This is a genomic window from Cellulomonas sp. URHE0023, from assembly GCF_000688475.1.
Classification (GTDB): domain Bacteria; phylum Actinomycetota; class Actinomycetes; order Actinomycetales; family Cellulomonadaceae; genus Cellulomonas.
The window spans coordinates 1,287,165-1,310,238 of sequence record NZ_JIAN01000005.1 but is presented as its reverse complement, the minus strand read 5'-3'; the positions used below and the strand labels follow the sequence as shown (position 1 = coordinate 1,310,238).

The 23,074-nt window shown below is 70.2% G+C and carries 25 protein-coding genes and 2 tRNA genes; 16 read left to right on the top strand and 11 right to left on the bottom strand.

What is annotated here, in order from left to right:
• Window positions 1–2: 2 nt before the first annotated feature.
• Together ptsP and N553_RS0106765 are read right to left on the bottom strand one after the other, a co-directional pair.
• Complete coding sequence (gene ptsP / locus N553_RS0106770) at window positions 3–1,697, bottom strand: phosphoenolpyruvate--protein phosphotransferase (RefSeq protein WP_028045899.1); 1,695 nt, start codon at window positions 1,695–1,697, stop codon at window positions 3–5.
• Window positions 1,694–3,010 carry a PTS transporter subunit EIIC gene (locus tag N553_RS0106765; protein ID WP_028045898.1) on the bottom strand — a complete coding sequence of 439 codons (1,317 nt, stop codon included), beginning with the start codon at window positions 3,008–3,010 and terminating at the stop codon, window positions 1,694–1,696. Before N553_RS0106765 ends, ptsP begins: the two co-directional genes overlap by 4 nt.
• Before the next feature lie 166 nt (window positions 3,011–3,176).
• Here N553_RS0106765 and N553_RS21485 point away from each other — a divergent pair, with 166 nt between their 5' ends.
• Genes N553_RS21485 through N553_RS0106740 form a run of 5 tightly spaced genes read left to right on the top strand, consistent with a single transcriptional unit; the run spans window position 3,177 to window position 5,644 of the window.
• Window positions 3,177–3,983, top strand: a complete 807-nt coding sequence (locus N553_RS21485) for a GntR family transcriptional regulator (protein WP_231505182.1) — start codon at window positions 3,177–3,179, stop codon at window positions 3,981–3,983.
• A complete protein-coding gene (locus tag N553_RS0106755) occupies window positions 3,980–4,225 on the top strand; it encodes a glucose PTS transporter subunit EIIB (protein WP_028045897.1) in 246 nt (81 codons plus the stop codon). The genes N553_RS21485 and N553_RS0106755 overlap by 4 nt, the downstream gene beginning before the upstream one ends.
• Window positions 4,226–4,236: 11 nt before the next feature.
• A complete protein-coding gene (locus tag N553_RS0106750) occupies window positions 4,237–4,467 on the top strand; it encodes a glucose PTS transporter subunit EIIB (protein ID WP_028045896.1) in 231 nt (76 codons plus the stop codon).
• A complete protein-coding gene (locus tag N553_RS0106745; RefSeq protein ID WP_028045895.1) occupies window positions 4,467–4,928 on the top strand; it encodes a PTS glucose transporter subunit IIA in 462 nt (153 codons plus the stop codon). Before N553_RS0106750 ends, N553_RS0106745 begins: the two co-directional genes overlap by 1 nt.
• Entirely contained in the window at window positions 4,919–5,644 is a 726-nt protein-coding gene (locus N553_RS0106740) for a copper homeostasis protein CutC (protein WP_081844403.1), read from the top strand. Before N553_RS0106745 ends, N553_RS0106740 begins: the two co-directional genes overlap by 10 nt.
• 61 nt (window positions 5,645–5,705) lie before the next feature.
• On the opposite strand, the gene N553_RS21480 is transcribed toward N553_RS0106740, so the two are convergent.
• Window positions 5,706–6,230, bottom strand: a complete 525-nt coding sequence (locus N553_RS21480) for a MarR family winged helix-turn-helix transcriptional regulator (protein WP_034620746.1) — start codon at window positions 6,228–6,230, stop codon at window positions 5,706–5,708.
• 86 nt (window positions 6,231–6,316) lie between these two features.
• Between N553_RS21480 and idi the strand changes: the two genes are divergently transcribed.
• From idi to N553_RS0106665, 11 genes are all read left to right on the top strand, one after another.
• On the top strand, window positions 6,317–6,886 hold the full coding sequence (idi, locus tag N553_RS0106720) for an isopentenyl-diphosphate Delta-isomerase (protein ID WP_028045892.1): 570 nt from the start codon (window positions 6,317–6,319) through the stop codon (window positions 6,884–6,886).
• Entirely contained in the window at window positions 6,883–7,917 is a 1,035-nt protein-coding gene (locus N553_RS21475; RefSeq protein WP_051639873.1) for a polyprenyl synthetase family protein, read from the top strand. Before idi ends, N553_RS21475 begins: the two co-directional genes overlap by 4 nt.
• Complete coding sequence (locus N553_RS21470) at window positions 7,914–8,819, top strand: squalene/phytoene synthase family protein (protein WP_034620743.1); 906 nt, start codon at window positions 7,914–7,916, stop codon at window positions 8,817–8,819. The genes N553_RS21475 and N553_RS21470 overlap by 4 nt, the downstream gene beginning before the upstream one ends.
• On the top strand, window positions 8,816–10,417 hold the full coding sequence (gene crtI, locus N553_RS0106705) for a phytoene desaturase family protein (protein ID WP_028045891.1): 1,602 nt from the start codon (window positions 8,816–8,818) through the stop codon (window positions 10,415–10,417). The genes N553_RS21470 and crtI overlap by 4 nt, the downstream gene beginning before the upstream one ends.
• The gene (locus N553_RS0106700; protein WP_028045890.1) at window positions 10,414–10,740 is read left to right on the top strand and encodes a lycopene cyclase domain-containing protein; all 327 of its coding nucleotides are present in this window, start codon (window positions 10,414–10,416) and stop codon (window positions 10,738–10,740) included. Before crtI ends, N553_RS0106700 begins: the two co-directional genes overlap by 4 nt.
• Window positions 10,737–11,063, top strand: a complete 327-nt coding sequence (locus tag N553_RS0106695) for a lycopene cyclase domain-containing protein (RefSeq protein ID WP_028045889.1) — start codon at window positions 10,737–10,739, stop codon at window positions 11,061–11,063. The genes N553_RS0106700 and N553_RS0106695 overlap by 4 nt, the downstream gene beginning before the upstream one ends.
• Complete coding sequence (locus N553_RS0106690; protein WP_081844402.1) at window positions 11,060–11,989, top strand: prenyltransferase; 930 nt, start codon at window positions 11,060–11,062, stop codon at window positions 11,987–11,989. The genes N553_RS0106695 and N553_RS0106690 overlap by 4 nt, the downstream gene beginning before the upstream one ends.
• Window positions 11,990–12,279: 290 nt before the next feature.
• Complete coding sequence (locus tag N553_RS0106685) at window positions 12,280–12,885, top strand: hypothetical protein (protein ID WP_156043731.1); 606 nt, start codon at window positions 12,280–12,282, stop codon at window positions 12,883–12,885.
• Between the two features lie 50 nt (window positions 12,886–12,935).
• Window positions 12,936–13,541: a hypothetical protein gene (locus N553_RS0106680; protein ID WP_156043730.1), complete on the top strand. Its 606-nt coding sequence runs from the start codon at window positions 12,936–12,938 to the stop codon at window positions 13,539–13,541.
• A gap of 596 nt (window positions 13,542–14,137) precedes the next feature.
• Window positions 14,138–14,641, top strand: coding sequence for a hypothetical protein (locus tag N553_RS0106670; protein ID WP_156043729.1), 504 nt, complete (start codon window positions 14,138–14,140; stop codon window positions 14,639–14,641).
• A gap of 313 nt (window positions 14,642–14,954) precedes the next feature.
• Window positions 14,955–15,530, top strand: coding sequence for a hypothetical protein (locus tag N553_RS0106665; RefSeq protein WP_156043728.1), 576 nt, complete (start codon window positions 14,955–14,957; stop codon window positions 15,528–15,530).
• A 458-nt stretch (window positions 15,531–15,988) separates the two neighbouring features.
• Here the strand turns inward: N553_RS0106665 and N553_RS0106660 are convergent, their stop codons facing one another.
• The 8 genes from N553_RS0106660 to gyrB all read right to left on the bottom strand — a co-directional run bounded on the left by N553_RS0106660 (window position 15,989) and on the right by gyrB (window position 22,994).
• Complete coding sequence (locus N553_RS0106660) at window positions 15,989–16,465, bottom strand: hypothetical protein (RefSeq protein WP_156043727.1); 477 nt, start codon at window positions 16,463–16,465, stop codon at window positions 15,989–15,991.
• 106 nt (window positions 16,466–16,571) lie between these two features.
• Window positions 16,572–16,904, bottom strand: a complete 333-nt coding sequence (locus N553_RS24685) for a hypothetical protein (protein WP_156043726.1) — start codon at window positions 16,902–16,904, stop codon at window positions 16,572–16,574.
• Window positions 16,905–16,953: 49 nt separating this feature from the next.
• Window positions 16,954–17,026 (bottom strand) — tRNA-Ala (locus N553_RS0106650).
• Between the two features lie 34 nt (window positions 17,027–17,060).
• On the bottom strand, window positions 17,061–17,180 hold the full coding sequence (locus N553_RS25590; protein ID WP_231505181.1) for a DLW-39 family protein: 120 nt from the start codon (window positions 17,178–17,180) through the stop codon (window positions 17,061–17,063).
• A gap of 23 nt (window positions 17,181–17,203) precedes the next feature.
• Window positions 17,204–17,277: transfer RNA gene (locus tag N553_RS0106640), tRNA-Ile, on the bottom strand.
• 65 nt (window positions 17,278–17,342) lie between these two features.
• On the bottom strand, window positions 17,343–17,915 hold the full coding sequence (locus N553_RS25585) for a DUF3566 domain-containing protein (protein WP_231505180.1): 573 nt from the start codon (window positions 17,913–17,915) through the stop codon (window positions 17,343–17,345).
• Between the two features lie 413 nt (window positions 17,916–18,328).
• The gene (gyrA, locus tag N553_RS0106630; RefSeq protein WP_028045880.1) at window positions 18,329–20,944 is read right to left on the bottom strand and encodes a DNA gyrase subunit A; all 2,616 of its coding nucleotides are present in this window, start codon (window positions 20,942–20,944) and stop codon (window positions 18,329–18,331) included.
• A gap of 76 nt (window positions 20,945–21,020) precedes the next feature.
• Complete coding sequence (gyrB, locus tag N553_RS0106625) at window positions 21,021–22,994, bottom strand: DNA topoisomerase (ATP-hydrolyzing) subunit B (RefSeq protein WP_231505219.1); 1,974 nt, start codon at window positions 22,992–22,994, stop codon at window positions 21,021–21,023.
• Window positions 22,995–23,074: the final 80 nt, after the last annotated feature.

Genomic DNA, 23,074 nt, shown 5'->3' with positions numbered 1-23,074 from the left:
CGTCAGAGCCCGAGCTCGGCCAGCACCGGCAGCCCGGCCCGCACCGCGGACCGGGCCTCGTCGGCTGTGCGCTGCGCGAGGGCGAGACCGGCCAGCGCTCGGCACTGGTCGAGGGAGACGGAGGCGAGCACCGCGCCGACGTCCGGCAGCGCTCGGGCGGTCATCGACAGCGACGACGCGCCCAGCCCGACGAGGACCGGGGCCAGGACCGGATCTGCGGCAGCCTCTCCGCAGACCCCGACCGGACGGCCGTGCAGCGCGCCGCCTGCGCACGCGAGCTGCACGAGCGACAGCACCGCGGGCTGCCACGGTGTCGACAGCTGTGCCAGACCGGCGAGCTCGCGGTCGGCCGCCATCGCGTACTGCGTGAGGTCGTTGGTGCCCAGGCTCGCGAAGCGAGCGTTCAGGAGCAGGTCCCCGGCACGCAGAGCCGCTGCGGGGACCTCGACCATGATCCCGGCCTGACGCAGGCCGTGGGCGGAGCACCGCTCCACGAAGGAGTCGGCCTCGTCCGCCGTCGCCACCATCGGTGCCATGACCCAGACGTCCGCCGAGGACGTGGCCGCGGCACGGGCGATCGCCTCGAGCTGGTCCTCCAGCACCTGGGGGTGCGACCACGAGGTGCGTAGACCGCGGACGCCCAGTGCGGGGTTGGGCTCGTCGTCGGCCGTGACGAAGGGCAGCGGCTTGTCTGCGCCCGCGTCGAGCGTGCGGATGACCACACGTCTCCCGGGGAACGCTGCGAAGACGCGTGAGTACGCCGCGACCTGCTCGGCGATGTCGGGCGGCGTCGTGCGGCCGAGGAAGCCGAACTCGGTCCGGAACAGACCGATTCCCTCGGCGCCGGCCTCAGCGGCCGCCACAGACCCGGCCGGGTCACCCACGTTGGCCAGCAGCGCGACGGAGTGACCGTCGGCGGTGCTCCCCGCGCGCTCCAGACGGGTCGGCCGCGACCGGACCGCTGCCGCACGCGCCACCGCGTCGGCGTCGGGATGCCGCACGACCTCGCCGGTCGACCCGTCGACAAGGACGGTGTCCCCGTCGGCCAGGACCTCCGCACCGCCGACCGCGACCACGCAGGGGATGCCGAGCGAACGCGCGAGGATCGCGGTGTGCGCGGTAGGTCCGCCGCCGGCCGTCACGATGGCCAGGATGTGCCCAGGATCCAGCCGCGCCGTGTCGGCGGGCGCCAGGTCGCGGGCGACCAGCACGAACGGGTGCCCTGGGTCGGGGACGCCCGGGGGCCGCAGACCGAGCAGCTCGGCGATGATGCGGTCCCGCACGTCCTGCACGTCGGTCGCTCGGTCGGCGAACATGCCCCCGAGCGCGCGCAGCTGCTCCGCGACCAGCTCGGCTGCGTCCCAGACCGCCCGCGCGGGCGAGGACCTGTTCTCGAGCACCCGGCGACGGGCCTCGTCGGCGAGCGAGGGGTCTGCCGCCATCGCGGCGGTGACCGTGAGGATGTCTGCGGCCTCACCGGTCGCCGCCTCGGCGGCGCGGGCCAGGGAGTCCCTGACCTGCGCCGCCGCGTCGTCCACCGCGGTCGCCATCCCCTCGAGATCGGTCCCCGGTGCCGAGGGCTCCGGAGACGGAGCCGGTGGGGCGTCGGGCATGCGTGCCACGACGCCGACCCGACGGCCCGGGCTGACCCCGAACCCCCGCAGGGTGACGGGAGTGATGGCGACCTCGGTGGTCATCGCGCCGTGGAGCTCGTGTCGACCGAGCGTTCCCGGGTCTGGCTGGCGTCCTGCTTCGCGTCGTCCGCCAGCACCTGGCTGTCGTCGTCGTCCTCACGACCGGGCGTGCGCAGGTTCCAGCGAGTGATCACGAACCGGAACAGGAAGTAGTAGATCGCCGCGTAGCCGAGCCCGATGACGATCAGCCACAAGGGCATCGTCGCGATCCGGAAGTTCAGCACGTAGTCGATCGCTCCGGCCGAGAAGCCGAACCCGTCCTTGATTCCCAGCGCGTTGACCAGGGCGAGCGACGTTCCCGTCAGGACAGCGTGGATGACGTAGAGCGGGTAGGCCACGTAGACGAACGCGAACTCGAGCGGCTCGGTGACGCCCGTGACGAACGAGACGAGAGCGGCCGAGCCCATGATGCCCGCGATGACCTTGCGGTTCTTGGACTTCGAGGTGTGCACGATCGCCAGCGCGGCGGCGGGCAGCGCGAACATCATGATCGGGAAGAAGCCCGTCATGAAGGTTCCCGCGGTCGGGTCGCCGTGCAGGAAGCGGGCGATGTCACCGTGCCAGACCTCGCCGCTCGGGTCGGTGTACTCGCCGAACTGGAACCACGGCATCGAGTTGAGCAGGTGGTGCAGGCCGATCGGCACGAGCAGGCGGTTCGCGGTCCCGTAGACGAACCCGCCGAGGATCGCCGAGCCGGTCACCCACTCGCCGACCGCCGTGAAGCCCGCGTCGAACACGGGGTAGATGAGGGATGCGATCACCGCGATGACGATGGCCGCGCCCGCGGTCACGATCGGCACGAAGCGCCGGCCGCCGAAGAACGCCAGGTACGCCGGGAGCTTGATCCGGTAGTACTTCTGGTAGAGCAGCGCGGCGACGAGGCCCATGACGACGCCGCCGAGCACGCCGTAGTTGATGAGCTCCTGCTTCTCGCCTTCGGCCGCCTCGCCCAGGATGTAGGGCGACAGCGCGTCGGTGACACCCTTGAACACGAGATAGCCGATGACGGCGGCGAGACCGGTCGAGCCGTCGGACTTGCGGGCGTACCCGACGGCGACGCCCAGCGCGAACAGCAGCGCGAGGTTCGCGAACAGCGCGTTGCCGGCCGCGGAGAGCACGGCGGCGACGGGGAGCATCCACTCCACGCTGGCGCCGAGCCCGTCCTTTCCGAGCATGTCGTCCTGGCCGAGCCGCAGCAGCAGAGCCGCGGCGGGCAGCGAGGCGATGGGAAGCATGAGGGAGCGACCGATGCGTTGCAGCTGTGCGAGGCCGGGGATGCCTCGCTTCTCGGTTGCTTCGAGTGTGGCGGTGGTCATGGAGCACTCCTCGTTGGGTGTCCTGAAGGTTCGTGGGGGCCGCTGGTCTGGACCAGTTGCGAGCAGACTGGTCTAGACCTCATGATGTGTCAAGGGTCACGTCGAAAGGCAGCCCCGTGAGTCCCGGCTGCCGCCGGACCGCGCCGCACAAGGGAGTGGGCCGCCAGTGGACGAGTCGGAGCAGGGCGCCGCGCACAAGTACCTCGTGGTGCGCGACCACCTCGCCGGCCTCGTCGCCCAGGAGCTGCGCGTGGGCGATGCGATCCCGTCCGAGCGCCACCTGAGCCAGCAGTTCGGCCTGTCCCGGATGACCGTCCGGCAGGCCGTCGACACCCTGGTCACCGAGGGCGTGCTCGTCCGAGAGCAGGGCCGGGGCACATTCGTCGCTCCCCAGCGCATGGACTTCGAGATGCGCCTGAGCACCTTCGGTGAGGAGATGCGCCGCCGAGGCATGGAGCCGGCGACCACGGTACTCACCGCGCAGGTCGTCGCAGCACCGCCCGACGTGGCCACCGCCCTCGAGATCGAGCCGCGCCAGAAGGTGCACTTCCTCTACCGGGTCCGCAGTGCGGACGGCACGCCCATCTGCATCGAGCAGGCCTGGGTGCCCGTGGCCCTGGCGCCCGGACTGTTCGACGCCGGTCCGCCGGCGAGCATGTACGAGGCGCTCCGTGGCATCGGCCTGGCGCCCGAGTGGGGTGAGGACACGCTGTCCGCCGACGAGGCGACGGACACCGAGGCGTCCTTGCTCGGTCTGGGCGACACCCGTGCCGTGCTGCGCGCCGAGCGCCGAACCTACTCGGTCGACGCGGCGACCATGTTCTCGCGCGCCTGCTACCGCGCCGACCGCTACAGCGTGTGGGTCCCGCTGCGCGCGCCACGGCCGGCCCTCGTGCCCCGACGGCGGCCACCGGTCGACGCCGGCTCCCTCGTGTCCGATGAATCCGAAGCGACTGCAGGAGGACGGCAATGAAGCCCGAAGGCAGAGATCAGGCGGCCGCGATCCTCGCCGCGCTGGGAGGCGTCGACAACATCGACGAGATCGAGCCGTGCACCACGCGGCTCCGCTCGCTCGTGCGTGACGCCGGGCGTGTCGACGCGGCGGGCCTGCGGGCCGCCGGCGCGTTCGGCGTGATGATCTCCGGACGCGTGGTGCAGGTCGTCGTCGGCCCGCACGTCGACCTGATCGCAACCGACCTCGAAGAACTGATGTGAGGAGCACGGAGATGTCCAAGGCTGAGAAGATCCTGGCGGCGCTGGGCGGGGACGCGAACGTCCTCGACCTCGAGCCCTGCATCACCCGGCTCCGGGTCGAGGTCGAGAACCCGTCGCTGGTCGACGAGCGAGGCCTCAAGGCCGCCGGAGCGATCGCCGTCGTGCGATCTGGCGTCGCCGTCCAGGTGATCGTCGGCCCCGAGGCTGACACGCTCGCCTCGGACATCGAGGACCTGCGCTGATGACGACCCTCACCGTTCTCGCCCCCGTCACGGGCCAGGTCCTCGGGCTTGCCGAGGTGTCGGACCCGGTGTTCTCCGCAGAGCTGGTCGGCCCCGGTGTCGCGGTCGATCCCGAGAACGAGCCCGGCTCCCAGGTGATCGCCCCGATCGCCGGGACCATCCTCAAGCTGCACCCGCACGCGTTCGTGGTGCAGCACGACGACGGCCGCGCGGTCCTCGTGCACCTCGGCATCGACACCGTCGAGCTGGGCGGCGCGGGCTTCGTGCTGCATGTCTCCGAGGGTGATGTGGTCACCGCGGGGCAGGTCGTCGTCACGTGGGATCCCTCGGACGTCGCCGCGGGCGGCCGGTCGCCGGTCTGCCCGGTGGTCGGCCTCGAGGCGCCCGCCGACGTGATCACGCCGCTCGTCCAGCCCGGTGACACCGTGACCGCCGGCGAGCCGCTGCTGTCCTGGACGTGACGCTCCTCGAGATCGCCGTGCAGGACGTCGCGGGCGCTCTGGTCGCGGTGGACGGCGGCGCGGACCGTCTCGAGCTGTGCGCGGCCCTCGCGGAGACCGGTGGGCTCACGCCCAGCATCGGGCTGCTCGACGCGGTCGTCGCCGCGGTCCCCGGCCACGTCGGCGTGCACGTGCTGGTCCGGCCCCGTCCGGGCGGGTTCATGTTCTCGGCGGATGAGCTCGACGTGCAGGTACGTGACGTCCGGGCTGCGGTTGCGGCCGGTGCCGCCGGCGTCGTCGTCGGGGCCCTGACGACGACGGGTGCGGTCGACGGGTCCGCCGTCCGCGCGCTCGTGGCCGCCGCTGACGGTCGCGAGGTGACCTTCCACCGGGCTCTCGACACCGTCGTCGACCTCGAGCCTGCGGTCGAGGACCTGGTCGCGCTCGGCGTCGTGCGGGTACTCACCTCGGGGGGCGCACCACGGAGCATCGACGGGGTCGACCGGCTCCGGGACACCGTCCGGGAGGCCGCCGGGCGACTGCAGGTCATGGCCGGTGGGGGAGTGCGACCTCAGGACATCCCGGCACTGGTCGCCGTGGGAGTGTCCGCGGTGCACCTGTCCGCCGGAAGGCAGGAGACCGGCACGGGCGGCCCTGGTGCGGGGCCGGCCGGCCGCACGACCACCGACCCGGTGCTCGTCGCGGCCGCGGCCGCGGCCCTCGGGCGGACAGCCTAGGAGTACGTCCGGCCTGCCCCTCCTCCGGCGTCCCGCACGGGCACACCGGACGGTTGCTCGGTCAGATCGCCGGGTCCCGGGTCAGCGGCGCGGGCGTGTCCTCGGTGTCGAGCTGCGCCGCCATCGCCCGCAGGAAGTCACGCAGGTGTGGTCGCGACCCGGGTGGCACGTCACGGACGATCGCCGCCATGGCGGCGTGCATGCGCTCGAGCCGCTCGCGGATCTCGTGATGTGCGTGCGTGGTGCTGGAGACGACGACCGACCTGCGGTCCGTCGGGTGCTCGGTCCTGACCAGGTGCCCAGAAGCAGTGAGCCGGTCGAGCAGCTTCGTCGTGGACGCCGTGGAGATCCGCAGGTACGTGGCGATCTCGCGGGGGTGGGCCTGTCCGCCGCGGGACTCGGCCGCGATCACGAACTGGAGGGCCTGGAGGTCCGTCTCGTTCATGTCCATGCCGGCGCTGATGCGCCGCCGCATCTCCTGGTCGGCGCGGCGGAACAGGCGGACGGCCTCGAGCACCTCCACCACCGAACGGTCGTCGGCGTACCAGTAGTGCGTCGGGCTCTCGGGGACCGGCTCCTCGCTCACGGTCTAATGCTAGCCTGATTTATATCTAGCCAGGCTAGCAAAATAGATCTACCGTGGTCCGAGCGACCCGATCCGAGGAGCGAGCAATGACCGCGACCGCCAGCACCGACGACCTCGTCGTCCTCCTGGACGAGGTCGGTGCGCCGTGTGGCACCGCGCCGCGCCGCACGGTCCACAGCGCGACCACCCCGCTGCACCTCGCGTTCTCCTGCTACCTGTTCTCGCCCACCGGACTGCTCCTGGTCACGCGTCGCGCGCTCAGCAAGACCACCTGGCCCGGCGTGTGGACCAACTCGTTCTGCGGGCACCCGCGCCCGGGGGAGCCGATGGCAGACGCCATAGAGCGCCACGCCTGGACAGAGCTGGGCGTCGAGGTGGAGGACGTCGAGCCGCTGCTCCCGGACTTCCGGTACCGCGCGACCGACGCCGGCGGTGTCGTCGAGAACGAGTTCTGCCCCGTCTGGTTCGCCGTCACCCACCAGGAGCCGACACCCAACCCCGACGAGGTCGCCGAGCTCCGCTGGGTCTCGACGGTCGACCTCGGACGGGCCGTTGCCGCGGCCGGCTGGGCCTTCAGCCCGTGGATGGTCGACCAGGTGCGGCAGCTCGCCGAGCTCGTCCCTGCCGAACCTGAGCGCCTGGCACGGGCGTCATGACCGCCGAGCTGCTCGACCTCCAGGCGTTCGGTGCCTTCTTCGTCAAGGGCGCCGAACGGGCGGACGGCGCCGAGGCGCGGGCTCTCTGGGAGGCGATGTCCGACGCGGCAGACGGCGGCAAGCGGCTGCGGCCGGACCTCCTGCAGGCGACCTACCGGGCCTTCGGTGGGAACAGGCCGGAGGTCGCCCAGCAGGTCGGCGACGCCGTCGAGCTGTTGCACACGGCCTTCGTCATGCACGACGACGTGATCGACCACGACCTGAGCCGGCGAGGGCGGCTCAACGTCTCCGGCGCGTTCGAGGCACGCGGGCGCGCCGCGGGAGCAGAGGTCACCCGCGCGCACCGGTATGGCCAGGCTGCCGGAATCCTCGCGGGTGACCTCGCGCTCGTCGGCGCCACGCGCCTGGTCGCGACAGCGGACACCGACCGGGGGACCGTCACGCGCCTGCTCGACCTGCTCGACGAGACGATCCGCCTCACGGCGGGCGGCGAGCTCGGAGACGTCCGGCTCGGGCTGCAGACGGACTGGCCCACGCTCACGGACGTGCTGACGGTCGAGGAGCACAAGACTGCGGTCTACTCGTTCTCGCTCCCGCTCCAGGCGGGTGCCCTCCTGGCCGGCGTACCGGACTTCCTGCTGCCACGGCTCGATCGGCTGGGTCGTCTTCTCGGAATCGCCTTCCAGCTCCAGGACGACCTGCTCGGAACGTTCGGCGACGAGACCCTCACCGGCAAGAGCACCCTGTCCGACCTGCGCGAGGGGACCGTCACCGCCCTCGTCGCACACGCCCGCACCACGAGCGCCTGGCCCTCCATCGCGCCCCACCTGGGCGACCCCGATCTCACTGAGGCCACCGCAGACACCGTCCGCGACGCACTCGTCCGCTGCGGGTCCCGCGCGTTCGTCGAGGACCTCGTCGACCAGCACGTCCGGGAGGCCCTCGTCCTCGCCCTCGAGATCGGGCCCGTCGCCGAGGTCGTGGAACGACTCACGCAGGCGCTGCTCGTCGTGCGGAGGCGGGTCGCGTGACCACCACCACCCAGGCGACCACGTCATCACAGGACTACGACGACCTCGCCAGGGCCAGCGCCGCCCTCGTGATCGACCGGTACTCGACGTCCTTCTCGTGGGCTGCCCGGATGCTCGACGAGCCGGTCCGCGGGCACGTCCGCACGGTCTACGGACTCGTGCGGCTCGCTGACGAGGTGGTCGACGCTCCCTCGCTTCCCCTGTCGCCCGCTGAACGGGCCGCGGTGCTGGACGAGCTCCAGGCGGAGACCGCTCGTGCGACCGACAGAGGCTTCTCCACCAACCTCGTCGTGCACGCGTTCGCGCTGACGGCACGCGAGTGCGGGATCGGACCCGACCTCGTCGACCCGTTCTTCGCGTCCATGCGCACGGACCTGAAGCGAGCCACGCACGACGACACCTCGTTCGCCAGCTACGTCCACGGCTCCGCCGAGGTGGTCGGGCTCATGTGCCTGCGGATCTTCGTGGCGTGCGAGCCCGGCACCCCTGCCGAGCACGAAGCCCGGTACGACGCGCTCGCCGAGGGTGCTCGCCGGCTCGGGGCGGCGTTCCAGAAGGTCAACTTCCTGCGGGACCTCGCCGCCGACCGGGACGCCCTCGGGCGCAGCTACTTCCCCGGCGTCGGTACAGAACACCTCACCGACGCCCGTCGGGACGTCCTGCTCGACGACATCGACGCGGACCTCGCGGCCGCCGCACGCGTGATCGAGGACCTGCCCGCCTCCTGCCGGCGCGGGGTCCGCGCCGCGCACGACCTGTTCGCTGCGCTCAGCGTTCGACTCCGGGGGACTCCAGCGGCGCAGATCGAGGTCCGTCGGGTCCGCGTGCCCACCGCCGTCAAGGCGCTCGTCCTGACGCGGAGCCTCCTCGGCCGGCCCCAGGCACGGGCGGCTCGGTCATGACCACCGCGACGCGGGGGACCAGGGCCGTCGTCATCGGTGCTGGCGTCGCGGGCCTGGGCACCGCCGCACTGCTCGCCCGTGACGGGTACGACGTGGTCGTGCTCGAGCAGCGCGACCAGCTCGGAGGCCGCGCGGGGACGTGGGAGTCCGAGGGTTTCCGGTTCGACACCGGACCGTCGTGGTACCTCATGCCCGAGGTCATCGACCACTTCTTCACGCTTCTCGGCACGAGCGCCGACGCCGAGATGGACCTGGTGCGCCTCGACCCCGCGTACCGCGCGTGGTTCGAGAGCGGCGCGGACCCGCTCGAGCTCCGGTCCGGGCTCGAGGACGCCGTGGCACGGTTCGAGGCCGTGGAGGCGGGCGCCGGAGCACAGCTGCGCCGCTACCTCGCATCGGCTCGGCGGACCACCGAGCTGGCGCGCGAGCACCTGCTCTACTCGACGTTCGAGTCGCTGCCCCGGCTGCTGTCTCCGGCGGTCCTGCGCCATGCCGGTCGGCTGCTACCTCTCGTCCTGCAGACGCTCGACGCGTACGTGGGCCGGAGGTTCCGCGACGAGCGGCTGCGTCGGGTGCTCGGGTACCCCGCGGTCTTCCTCGGGACGGCACCGGACCAGGCACCCGCGCTGTACCACCTCATGAGCCACGCCGACCTGGTCGAAGGAGTGCTCTACCCGCGCGGCGGGTTCGGCACGCTCGTCGACGCGCTCGAGCGGCTCGCCGTACGCGAGGGTGCGACGATCCGCACCGGCGCCCGGGTGGTTCAGGTGCTGACCACGGATGCGCCGGGTGCCCGGGTCACGGGCGTGCGCTACCGCGACGACCACGATCGCGAGCACGTTCTGGCAGCGGACGTCGTGGTGGGCGCCGGTGACCTGCACCACCTGGAGACCGAGATCCTCCCGCCCCACCTGCGCACGTACCCCGAGAAGTGGTGGGACCGTCGTGACCCCGGGCCGGGTGCCGTGCTCGTCCACCTGGGCGTCCGCGGCCGCGTGCCGGAGCTCACGCACCACACCCTGGTCTTCGCGGCGGACTGGCGCGCCAACATCGACGCCGTCTTCGGGCGGGACCGGCACGTCCCGGACGCCGGGTCGATGTACGTGTGCGCGCCGTCGCGAACGGATCCCAGCGTCGCGCCGGCTGACACGGAGAACCTGTTCCTGCTGATCCCGGTACCGGCGGACGTCGCGATCGGCGGCAGTGGCGACCCTGTGGTCGAGCAGGTGGCCGACGACGCCATCCGCCGGCTCGCGACGGTCGCGGGGATCCCGGACCTCGCCGACCGCGTGCTCGTGCGACGCACCGTGGGTCCGGCCGACTTCGCCCGGGACCTGTCGGCGTGGTCCGGCGGTGCGCTCGGACCGGCGCACGTGCTGCGGCAGAGTGCCTGGTGGCGTGGTCGGAACGCGTCGGCGAAGGTGGACGGCCTGCTGTACGCGGGCGGCTCGACCATCCCCGGCATCGGCCTGCCCATGTGTCTCATCAGCGCGGAGCTCGTGATCAAGCGGCTCCGCGGCGACCGGTCGTCGGGGCCGCTGACAGCGCCTCTCGCCCCGTCCACACCGACTCCTGTCCGCACCGGAGGCGCGGGATGAAGGGCTCGTACCTGGCCGCACTGCTGCTCAGCCTGACCGGCGTCGCGCTCCTCGACGCCAGGCACCGGCTGTTCGTGTGGGCGGAGCCCCGACGAGCCGCCGTCGTGCTGGCGCTCGGTGTGACGCTCTTCCTCTCGTGGGACGTCATGGCCATCACTCGCGGCATCTTCGAGCGGGGGTGGGGGAGTGCCCTGCTCGGCGTGAGCATCGCACCGCACCTTCCGCTCGAGGAGCTCGTCTTCGTCACGTTCTTCAGCTATCTCACGATGGTCGTCTTCACGGCGACGGGCCGGCTCGTGACGCGTCGGGAGGTCGACGCATGACGTACCTGGAGCTGGACCTCGTGTTCGTCGCGTGCGCTGCTGCGCTCGCCGTGGCCGGAGCGCGGGCAGCACGCCGGCGGGGGATGCCGTTCGCGCGTCCCGTCGCCGTGACCCTCGTCGTCCTCGTTGCGCTCACCGTCGTGTTCGACAGCCTGATGATCGCCGCCGACCTGTTCCGGTACGACGCGGCATCCCTCCTCGGCGTGACCGTCTGGCTCAGCCCTGTCGAGGACCTCGCCTGGCCGGTCGCTGCCGCACTGGCACTGCCGTCGGTCTGGGTGCTCCTGGCACCCGTACCGTCCCGTGAACGGGTCCGGACATGACCACGTCGACCGCCTCTGCGCGTCAGCCGAGCACGACGACGCCCGACCTGCTCACCGGCGCCCGGCAGCTCGTGCTCGCGTCTCGGCCGCTGAGCTGGATCAACACCGCCTTCCCGTTCGCGGTCGCGTACCTGCTGGCGGGCGGCGAACCCGGATGGTTGCTGGCCCTCGGCACCGTGTACTTCCTCATTCCGTACAACCTGCTCATGTACGGGCTGAACGACGTCTTCGACTACGCGTCGGACCTCGCGAACCCGCGCAAGGGCGGCATCGAGGGCGCGGTCCTGTCCGAGCGGTGGCACCGTGTCACGCTCTGGTCGGCCGTCGTCACCAACGTCCCGTTCCTCGTCGTGCTGCTCGCCGCCGGGGGACCGGCGTCCGCTGCCGTGCTCGCCGTCAGCGTCTTCGCCGTCGTCGCCTACTCCGCCCCCGGGTTGCGTCTCAAAGAACGGCCGTTCGTCGACTCTCTGACTTCGAGCACGCACTTCGTCAGCCCTGCGGTGTTCGCGATCGCCCTGGTGGGCGGCCGGTTCACGGTGCCGGTCGTCGCGACGCTGGCCGCGTTCTTCTTGTGGGGCGCCGCATCGCACGCCTTCGGTGCGGTGCAAGACATCACCGCCGACCGCGGCGCCGGCATCGCCTCGGTGGCGACGTCGCTCGGCGCCCGTCGCACCGTTCGGCTCGCGATGTGGGGCTACGCCGGGTCAGCCGCGCTGCTGCTTGTCGCCGGCCCTCCCGCAGCCTTCGCGGCAGCCGTGCCCCTCGTCTACCTCGGATCGATCGCACCGTTCCGCGAGCTGCACGACCGCGACTGCGAACAGGCGAACCGCGGGTGGCGCAGATTCCTGTGGCTGAACCTCCTGACCGGGTTCCTTCTCACGCAGGCGCTCCTGCTGGCGGCTCTGAGCGCCGGGAAGGGGTCGTGACGGGTTCCTGACTGCTACGAGGGCGGCCATGCGCGGAGCGGAATGAGACTTCGCCGGCCACGCCGGTGAAGAAGACGCCGGTGAAGAAGACGCCGGTGAAAGGCGAAGGGCCCGGCACGAGTGCCGGGCCCTTCGTCATGCTCGCTCTCGAGCCGCTCGTCCGGAGGCCACCTCCGGCAGATGCTCGCGTGACGAACACCTCTCGGCGGCCCGTCGACAGGGTGCCTTAGGTAGTCTCACGGTCGGTCTGGCCGCAGCGGTCGGCGTGGCAGAGGGCGTAGGGGACACAAATGAGTCGTGCGGTCTGGGTTGTGGTGTCGGCTGTGTGCGTCGGGGTGCTGGCGGGCTGCTCGGGTTCGCCTGACGAGCCGGCCGGGCTGAGCGCAACGCCGACGACGGCCGTCGAGCCCTCCCCGACCCCGACCCCGACGCCGTCCTCCGAGGTGCAGGACCAGTCCGACGCGGAGCTGGGCATCGTCTTCACCGACGTCCCCGTTATGACCGGCGACGAGGCCGACGTCTACAACACGCTGGCGACCCTGGAGAAGGAGTACTGGCGCACGCTGACGTCCAACACGGTCAGCCCCGCGTACTCGGTGATCGCCTCCGCGGAGATCCAGGCGAGGATGCAGCAGGCAGCGACGAGCAACGCGAACGACCTCGGGCAGATCGGAGGGGTGCTCCACACGAGCGTCGGCAACGTGGTCGTCACCGGCGACACGGCGCAGGGTTCGGCCTGCGAAGACTTCTCCGCGGCGACGTTCGCGGACAAGGACGGCACCTACACGCCCGACGAGGCCGGCTTCAACAAGCGGCTGTCGTCGTTCACGCTGGGCCGGGTGCCTGGCGAGGACCGATGGATCGTCCTGACGACCGTCGCGGGCGACCCGTGCTGAGGCACGTGGGTGCTGCGAGCCAGCGGTCGCAGGGAGCACGGGAGGCACGCGTGAGTCGTGCGGTCTGGGTTGTGGTCTCAGCTGTGTGCGTCGGGGTGCTCGCGGGCTGCTCGGGAACGCCTGACGAGCCGGCCGGGCTGAGCGCAACACCGACGACGGCCGTCGAGCCCTCCCCGACGCCGACCCCGACCCCGTCGTCCGAGGTGCAGGACCAGTCCGACCCGGCGCTGGGCATCGTCTTCACCGACATCCCCGAGCTGACCGGCGACGAGGCCGACGTCTACAACACGCTGGCGACCTTCGAGAAGGAGTACTGGCGCACCCTGACCACCAACACGGTCAGCCCTGCGTTCTCCGTGATCGCCTCCGTGGAGATCCAGGACAGGATGCAGCAGGCAGCGACGAACAACGCGAACGACCTGGTGCACATCGCAGGGGTGTTCCACACGAGCGTCGGCAGCGTGGTCGTCACCGGCGACACCGCGCAGGGTTCCGCCTGCGAAGACTTCTCCCAGGCGACTTTCGCGGACAAGAACGGCACGGCCACGCCAGACGAGGCCGGCTTCAGCAAGCGGCTGGTGCCGTTCACGCTGGGCCGGGTGCCTGGCGAGGACCGATGGGTGGTCCTGACGACCGTCGCGGGTGACCCGTGCTGAGGCGGCGCCTGGCCGCACGGCCGGCCCCCCGGGCCGCTGCTCGGCGCTGACAGCTGGTCCTGCGGCCACTAAGACAGGCAGGTAGACGCCGACCTTGGCCTACTCACTTTCAAGGCGGCGAGCAGAGGGCACGATTCCCAGTAGCTTGTGCGACCCATCCGGCTAGCAACCCGGCCCGTCGCCGAGGTCTCTCAGCAGAGGTCGTGTCATCGGCCGACGCCAGCTTTGGCACGGGACATAGGCGTCCCTGGTGCACCCCGCGGGGGGCGAGGGATCCCAACCCCGGCCGGCTGCCCGGTCTACCGCTTCACGACGGCCGTGATCGTCCGCAGCCCACTCCTGGGCCACGAGACGGCGGGGCGGGGCCGTGACTTTCTGCCCGGGCCGATCGGGGTGGTCGCTGCCGACGCCGGGTTCTTTGCGCAGCCCGCTCAGATGACGGCCAAGAGCGTTGGCCCGCCGGGTGACCGTGGTTTGGGCCGTTCGTCCGTCGTCGACCCCGCATCCACGAACGACGAAGGTCTACTCCCAAAGGCTTTTGTGCCGATGCCGTGAAGCCACCCGCTCGGTGTGGGGCCGTGAAGCAGACTGGCTCGGTGCACCCCTCACGCGGCCCGTCCATCCCGGTCCACGCCTGGCTGTGGCGTGGCGGCGTGGTCGTCGGCGTTGCGCTGTTCGCCGCTGCAGCGGTGACGCGGGTCCAGTCCTACATCGTCTACGGCCGGTTGATGACGATGTTGGGCTACGGACCCCTCACGCCGCTCGATCACGCACTGATGCTCGTCGGCTCGCTGGGACTGCTCGCGGCAGCGGCAACCCGGCCACGAGGACAGCGACGACGCGAGAGCGTGCGGTCGATCGCCACGGAGCCCTTCGTGCTCGGTGCGATGTGCCTCCTCTGGTATGGCCTCGCCATCCTGCAGTGGTACCTCGTTCTCGACGTCGCGACAACCGACGGCGGCGCGAGCATGCGTCGAGACCCGACCCAGATCGAGCCGCCCCTCGCAGTCAGTGGGGTGCTCCTTCTCGCACTTGGCGCCTACCTGCGGAGCTGGCCACGGTTGAGGGCCACGTTGGCACGACGTCTCAACGAGCGATGAGATCGCGAGGTCCCCGGTCCCGTGAGATCGAGCTACCGGAGCCGTCACATCCGACCGGGCCCGGTTCTCGGCAACGCTCTCGGCCGCCCGGGTGCCCCGTGATCGCACCTGGACCCACACCGCAGCGACCACCGCCGCCGCCACCACCTTGCACGGACCGCGGCCGACGACGCGGAGCACGCCGAGCGTGAGGACGGCATCGGTCAAGGTTCAGGGCCAGTGGCGCACGAGCCGTCTTGTCGGGGCAGCTCTTGTGACCGAGTCCGGGTCGACGACGGTCAAGACGGACCGACCAGTAGCCGATCCGAACAGGGTGTCCAAGGTTCTCAGCATCACCGCCACCATCGCGCTCGGCCTGACCCTCAGCGCGTGCAGCTCGGACGGATCCGCAGTCGTCTCCGAGCCGACTGCGCCGGCCACCACCCGGGCCGCCTCGTCACCTGCTCCGGTTGCCATCACGGCGGACGCTCCGGTCGGCACTGAGGTCCCGCTCGACCAGGTCGACGCACTGCGCGCTGCTGGCGCCAAGGTGTACGTCGGCACGAACGACGCTGGCACGGTCGTTGCTGTCGGCCAGCCCCTCCCGGACGCCGTTGTTGCCGACATCAAGGCCGCCGCCGGACCAGCGACCGCCCCGCAGCTTCGCTACTCCGAGCGTCGCGACGACCTGACCTCTGCCGGCTTGTACGTCCTGGTCCTCGCGCGCACTGGCTCCGACGGCACGGCCAAGTACATCGTTCGTCCGGCGTCCGACATCCCCGGCGCTAAGGCGTACGCCCAGTCCATTGCCGGCGGTTCGGCGCATGCAACGAAGGAGGCCGCTCTTGCTGAGATGCAGCCGTTCATCGACGCGACGCCTGGCGCGGTCCTCGTTGACCTGACCGACTGACCTGCAGCGACAACGCGGGGTGGTGATCGGGCCGCCTCGCGGCGTCCGTTCGCCGAACGGTGGCCACCGCGCGGTTCGGGGTCAGCGTCGGCTGCCTTGCAGCACTCTCGGCTGAGCCCGCGCCGCCGCTAGGCGGCGCTCATCGCTGGACGCGGCGCGACCGGAGTTCAGATCGCCAGTGCAGCCAAAGGTCGTTTCGATGTAGGCGACCTTCCTGGTCGGGTCGGTATGGACGTCGCCGCGGCCGGCATCGACCTCACACACAACTGATCCGAGGGTGATCAGTCGTGCTCCGCGAGCCGGAGCTGGGGCTCGGCCATACCGAGATGGCGCCCGTGTCGGCCCACCGCAGGTTAAGAAGTCGGCCGTCACGACCGGGCATCGTCGGCGAACGCCGATGAACCACGCCCGCGCGACGCCGGTGGGTCGCCCCTGACGTTCTCCAGCCGTCACCGCTGTCAGGACCCGGTGGTCAGACCCGCCGAGCGCGCCACCTGCTGCGACAGCGGCAGCAGGTCGACCGCACCATCCCGCTCTTCGGGGTTGATCGAGCTCAGCAGCTTGATGACGTGGTCGTCCTCGAACACCGCGGAGAGCGCGCCGCGCGTCGTCCTCTTGCCCTTTCCGTCGGGTCCCGTGCGCCAGACTGCACCGTCGGCGTCCTCGTAGCTCACGTCGGGCTTGCGGGTCCCCGGTGCCATGCCGTCGACCTTGGCACGTTCCTCGATGCCGTCCGGCGAGTCGGCCGGCGCGAGCGTGACGTAGAACATCGCACCGTCGACCAGCATGGTGTGCACAGGCCAGATCTCGCATTCCTGCGTGCCGGTCGCACCCGGACCGATGTCGCCGACGACGTGGTCGATCTTCTGACCCGTCGCCGTCTCCACGTCGACGGCGTTCATCCCGCAGACCAGGTCCCCCGAGGCGGAAGGCACGGACGGGATCTCGGTCTGCACCGGTACGGGATTATCTTTGGTGCAGCCGGCCACACAGACCGCCAGGACCATCGTGAGCGCGAGAGCACCCCACCGGCGTAGCGCCTCACCCGATGACTCCCCACGGGTCGCGGTAGACCCCGACGACGGACTCGGCCAGGGGGATGTCGCCCTCCTGCCCAGCACCGCCCAAGGCCCAGTGCACCATCCGGCGTGACGTCGCGGTCACCGTGTACGCCAGGTCCTCCTGGCGGGCCGAGGACCGGGAGTAGGTGTACCCGCACGTCGGCGACTCGTCTCGGTGCGAACCTGCGTCGTACGGGATGCCCTTCGCTGCCACACCCGCACAGACCTTCTCGTTGCCGTCGCCCATGTCCCAAACGATCTCGCCCAACGAGGCCGTAGCCGTCGCCGCACCCGCAGTCGCCGTCGCGGTCATGCGACCCTCGGTGTGCACGTCGCGGTCCGCGTACGCGAACCGCTCGATGTGGAGCCAAGGGGACTCGAACCCCTAACCCCCTGCTTGCAAAGCAGGTGCGCTACCAATTGCGCCATGGCCCCGTCTGACCAGGAAAGATCCCCGGTCAGGTTCCCGTCACTCGAAGGTGTCGGTGACCTCTGCCCACAGGTCGCGCTCGTCGCGATCCTGGGTGTACTTCTGCCAGACGACGAACGCTGCGGCGGCAACCGCCACGAGGAGCAGGAGCTTCTTCATCGGGTTCCCCCACGGGTCGGGAGTGGGCCTAACAGGACTTGAACCTGTGACCTCTTCCTTATCAGGGAAGCGCTCTAACCGTCTGAGCTATAGGCCCGTGCAGTGCCGGATGAGACTACCCCAGGGCTGGCGTCAGTCCCAAACCGGCGGTCTGGACTGTGCTCAGTCGTCGGTCATGGTCACGTGCACACCGCCCACCAGCGCGGCGACGATGTTGTACAGGAACGCACCGATCGTAGCGAGAGCGGTGAGCAGGAAGACGTCCACGACGGCGATGAGCATGGAGCCGGAGACGATCCGCCGGAACTCCACGTACTGCAGGACATGGATCGTGGTCTCCTGGCCGGTGATCTGGGTGACCAGATCGTCCACCTGGGCGAACACGTGCATGCGGTCCAGGGTCAGCCACAGGACGACGACCGCCACGACGAAGATGATGCCGACGGCCACCGAGAGCAGCAACGACAGCTTCATCACCGACCACGGGTCCACGCGGGAGATCGCCAGCCGCACTCGACGAGGTCCTGAGTGACTGAGCACCGTCGGCGTCCGGCCGGTCGCCGGGCGCGGGTGGTCACCCGACGAGGCCGGCCGCGGAGCGGCGGACGGCGCCGGAGCAGCAGTTGCGGGTGTCGCAGTCATGGTGGGTTCCTCGGAACGGGGACGGGTCAAGTTCGAGAAGGCCGCCGTGGTGGCGCCGCCGGCCTTCTTGAACCACGCCGTGGTGGCGTCCACTGCCACCATCATCGGGGACGGAACGTCCTCCTCGGGAACGTCACGCGGGGATGTCGCCTGATCGGGTTCCGTCTCGGGGGACAGCGTGACCCCGTCGGCGGTACCGGTCGACGTCTTCGCCTTGCCCTTCGACGCGGCCGGACGAGAGGTCCCGCCCGATCCGGTCGAGCTGCTCGCGCTGCGCCCGGCCGAGGTCGACGTGCGCGGCGGGGGAGCGACGGTGGGAGGAAGAACCGTGGCCGTGGACCCTTTCGAGCCGCTCTTCACGGTGGCGTCCCCACCCTGCGCCTCGTCGGACCCGTTCCACGCTGCCTTCGTCCCAGGACGCACCGGTGACGACGTGGTCTGCCGGCCCGTGGAGGCCGGTGAGGTCGATTTTGTGCGCGGCGGGATCGAGGGTGGCGTGGGATCGGTCATGCGTCCTCCGGAGACGGATCGGTCACGGCCTCAGGTGCTTCGGTCGACGCGTCCGTGTCCACGGGTGAGTCGCCGAGCTCGTCCGAAACCTGAGCATTCTCGCCGCCCACGGTACCTGCATCGTCTGCCAGGTGTCGCTCCGTGTTCCTTGCGACGGCGATGATCCGGTCACCGTTGTCCGGCTTGGCAAAGATGACACCCTGCGTCGTGCGCCCGGTCGCGTTCACCTCGGCGGTGGCGGACCGCACGATCTTGCCGCGCTCCATGATGACCAGGACCTCGTCCTCGGCGTCCGCGACGATCGCGCCGACCAGGTCGCCGTTGGCCTCGGGCAGGTTGGCGACCTTGATGCCCAGACCCCCGCGACCCTGCTGCCGGTAGTTCTCCACGGTCAGCGCGGTGCGCTTGGCGATGCCGCCCTCGGTCACCGTGAAGAGGAACGCGTCCTCGCGCACGACATCCATGGCGAGCAGCTCGTCGTCGTCGCGGAACTTCATGCCCGTGACGCCCGAGGTGGCTCGACCCATGGGGCGCAGGGACTCGTCAGACGCGGTGAACCGCACCGACTGGCCCTTGCGCGACACGAGGATGAGGTCCTCGTGCGAGTCCACGAGGCGAGCGGAGACCAGCTCGTCCGGCCTGCCCTCCTCGTCCTCGCGCAGGTTGATCGCGATCACACCGCCCGAGCGGTTCGAGTCGTACTCGGTCAGGCGCGTCTTCTTGACGAGGCCGCGCTGCGTCGCGAGCACCAGGTACTCGACGGTGGTGTAGTCGCGGATGTCGAGCACCTGGGCGATCTTCTCGCCCGGCTGGAACGCCAGAAGGTTCGCCACGTGCTGACCCTTGGCGTCACGGCCTCCCTCGGGCAGCTCGTACGCCTTGGCCCTGTAGACGCGTCCCAGGTTCGTGAAGAACAGCAGCCAGTGGTGCGTCGTCGTGACGAAGAAGTGGTCGACGATGTCGTCCTCGCGCAGCTGCGCGCCTCGCACACCCTTGCCACCGCGGCGCTGGGCGCGGTAGTTGTCCGAGCGCGTCCGCTTGGCGTATCCGCCGCGGGTGATCGTGACGACCATCTCCTCCTCGGCGATGAGGTCCTCGATGCTGACGTCCCCGTCGAACGGCAGGATCGTCGTGCGTCGCTCGTCGCCGTACTTCGTGACGATCTCGGCGAGCTCCTCGGAGACGATGTCCCGCTGCCGCTGCTCGCTCTCGAGGATCGCCTGGTACTCCACGATCTCCGCCTCGAGCTTCGCGTAGTTGTCCAGGATCTCCTGGCGCTGCAGCGCGGCCAGACGACGCAGCTGCAGGTTGAGGATCGCGTTGGCCTGCAGCTCGTCGATGTCCAGCAGCTCCATCAGGGCGGTGCGCGCCTGGTCTGCGTCCGGGGAGCGGCGGATGAGCGCGATGACCTCGTCGAGCGCGTCGAGCGCCTTGAGGTAGCCGCGGTAGATGTGGATGGCCGCCTCGGCCTCGCGCAGCTTGAACTTGGTCCGACGCACCACGACGTCGAGCTGGTGCGTGACCCAGTGCCGCACGAACGCGTCGATGCTCAGCGTGCGCGGGACGTCGTCGACGAGCGCGAGCATGTTGGCGCCGAACGTGTCCTGCAGCTGGGTGTGCTTGTAGAGGTTGTTCAGCACGACCTTGGCCACGGCGTCACGCTTGAGCACGATCACGAGGCGCTGGCCCGCGCGACCGCTCGTCTCGTCGCGGATGTCCGCGATGCCGGTGATCTTGTTCTCCCGGACGAGATCCGCGATCTTCTTGGCCAGCGTGTCGGGGTTCACCTGGTACGGCAGCTCGGTGACGACGAGGCAGATCCGGTTCTGGATCTCCTCGACCTCGACGATGGCGCGCATCGTGATCGAGCCGCGTCCCGTGCGGTACGCCTCCTCGATGCCCCGATGACCGAGGATCGTCGCGCCCGTCGGGAAGTCCGGGCCCTTGATCCGCTGCAGGAGCGCGTCGAGCAGCTCCTCGGTCGACGCCTCCGGGTGGCTGAGGTACCACTGGACGCCGTCGGCCACCTCGCGCAGGTTGTGCGGCGGGATGTTGGTGGCCATGCCGACGGCGATGCCCGCCGAGCCGTTCACCAGGAGGTTCGGGAAGCGCGACGGCAGGACGGTCGGTTCCTGCGTGCGTCCGTCGTAGTTGTCCTGGAAGTCGACGGTGTCCTTGTCGATGTCCCGGACCATCTCCATGGACAGCGGAGCCATCTTGCACTCGGTGTACCGGGGGGCGGCCGCGGGGTCGTCGCCCGGGGAGCCGAAGTTGCCCTGCCCGGAGATGAGCGGGTAGCGCATCGACCAGTCCTGGACCAGGCGGACCAGGGCGTCGTAGATCGGCGAGTCGCCGTGCGGGTGGAACTTGCCCATGACGTCACCGACGACGCGGCTGCACTTGGAGAACTGGCGGTCCGGCCGGTAGCCGCCGTCGTACATGGCGTACAGAACGCGCCGGTGCACCGGCTTCAACCCGTCGCGGACGTCGGGCAGCGCGCGGCCGACGATGACCGCCATGGCGTAGTCGAGATAGGAGCGCTGCATCTCGAGCTGCAGGTCGACCTGCTCGATGCGGCCGTGCTCGATCTCTCTGCCGGGGGTCTCGCTCAAGGTGTTTCCTTAGGTTCGGCTCGACGTGCTTGGTATCTGCGCAGCGGATGCTCCCGTCGGAGCTCGCATTCCCTCCTCAGATGTCGAGGAAGCGGACGTCCTTCGCGTTGCGCTGGATGAAGGAGCGACGCGACTCGACGTCCTCGCCCATGAGGATCGAGAAGATCTCGTCCGCCGCGGCGGCCTCGTCGAGAGTGACCTGCAGCAGGGTGCGGTGCTCGGGGGACATCGTCGTCTCCCACAGCTCCTGGTAGTCCATCTCTCCGAGACCCTTGTACCGCTGGATCGCGTTCTCCTTGGGCAGGCGCTTGGAACCGGCCAGCCCGTCCTTCACGACGGCGTCGCGCTCACGGTCCGAGTACACGTAGTCGTGGTCGGCGTTCGTCCACTTCACCCGGTACAGCGGCGGCTGCGCCATGTAGACGTGCCCGTGCGTGATCAGCTCTGGCATGTACCGGAACAGGAGCGTGAGCAGCAGCGTGCGGATGTGCTGGCCGTCGACGTCGGCGTCCGCCATCAGGATGATCTTGTGGTACCTCAGCTTGGCGATGTCGAAGTCCTCGCCGATGCCGGTCCCGAAGGCCGTGATCAGCGCCTGGACCTCCTGGTTGCCCAGCGCGCGGTCCAACCGGGCGCGTTCGACGTTGAGGATCTTTCCGCGGATCGGCAGGATCGCCTGGGTCCGCGGGTTGCGACCACGCACGGCCGAGCCACCGGCCGAGTCACCCTCGACGATGAACACCTCGCACTCGTCCGGGTGGTTGGACTGGCAGTCGCGCAGCTTGCCGGGCATGCCGCCCGACTCGAGCAGGCCCTTGCGCCGGGTCGCCTCGCGGGCCTTGCGGGCCGCCATGCGGGCCGCGGACGCCTGGATCGACTTGCGGATGACGTCGCGCGCCTCGTTCGGGTGGCTGTCGAGCCAGTCGCCGAGCTGGTCGTTGACCACCTTCTGGACGAACGTCTTGGCCTCGGTGTTGCCGAGCTTGGTCTTCGTCTGACCCTCGAACTGCGGCTCGCCGAGCTTGATGGAGATGACGGCCGTGAGGCCCTCGCGGATGTCGTCGCCCGTGAGGTTCTCGTCCTTCTCCTTGAGGATGCCCTTGTCGCGCGCGTAGCGGTTGATCAGCGAGGTCATCGCCGCGCGGAACCCCTCTTCGTGCGTGCCGCCCTCGGTGGTGGAGATCGTGTTGGCGTACGTGTGCACGGACTCCGAGTACGCGTTCGTCCACTGCATCGCGATCTCGAGCGAGAGCCGACGCTCGGTGTCCTCGGACTCGAAGTCGATGATGTCGGGGTGCACGACCTCGACCTTCTTCGCTCCGTTGAGGTGCCGCACGTAGTCCGCGAGGCCCTCGTCGTACTTGTAGACGACGCTGCGGAACGGTGCGGCATCGCCCTCGGCCTGCTCGTCGGCCGACCCGGCGACCTCGTCACCCGTGCCAAGGTGTGCGGGCCGCTCGTCGGTCAGCGAGATCCGCAGTCCCTTGTTCAGGAACGCGTACTGCTGCAGGCGCGAGCGCAGCGTCTCGAAGTCGTACTCCGTCGTCTCGAAGATCGACGGGTCGGCCCAGAACGTCTGTGACGTGCCGGTGTCGTCGGTCGGGTCACCCTTGTGCAGCTCGCCGAGCGGCTTGCCGCCGTCGGAGAAGTTCTGCTGCCACGTGAAGCCGTCCCGCTTCACCACGGTCTCCACGCGCGTGGAGAGCGCGTTCACCACGGAGATGCCGACGCCGTGAAGGCCGCCCGAGACCGCGTAGCCGCCGCCGCCGAACTTTCCGCCGGCGTGCAGGATCGTCATCACGACCTCGACCGTCGGCCGGCCCTCGGTGGGGTGGACCGCGACCGGGATGCCACGCCCGTTGTCCACGACCTTGACCGCGCCGTCGGCGCGCAGCGTCACCTCGATGTGGTCGCAGTAGCCGGCGAGGGCCTCGTCGACGGAGTTGTCGACGACCTCGTAGACCAGGTGGTGCAGACCGCGTTCGCCGGTCGACCCGATGTACATGCCCGGGCGCTTGCGGACCGCCTCGAGCCCTTCGAGGACGGTGATCGCGGAGGCGTCGTACCCGCCGTTGTTCGACGACTTTCCGTTCGTGCTGTCACTGCTTGTCGTGCCGGACGGGTGCGTGC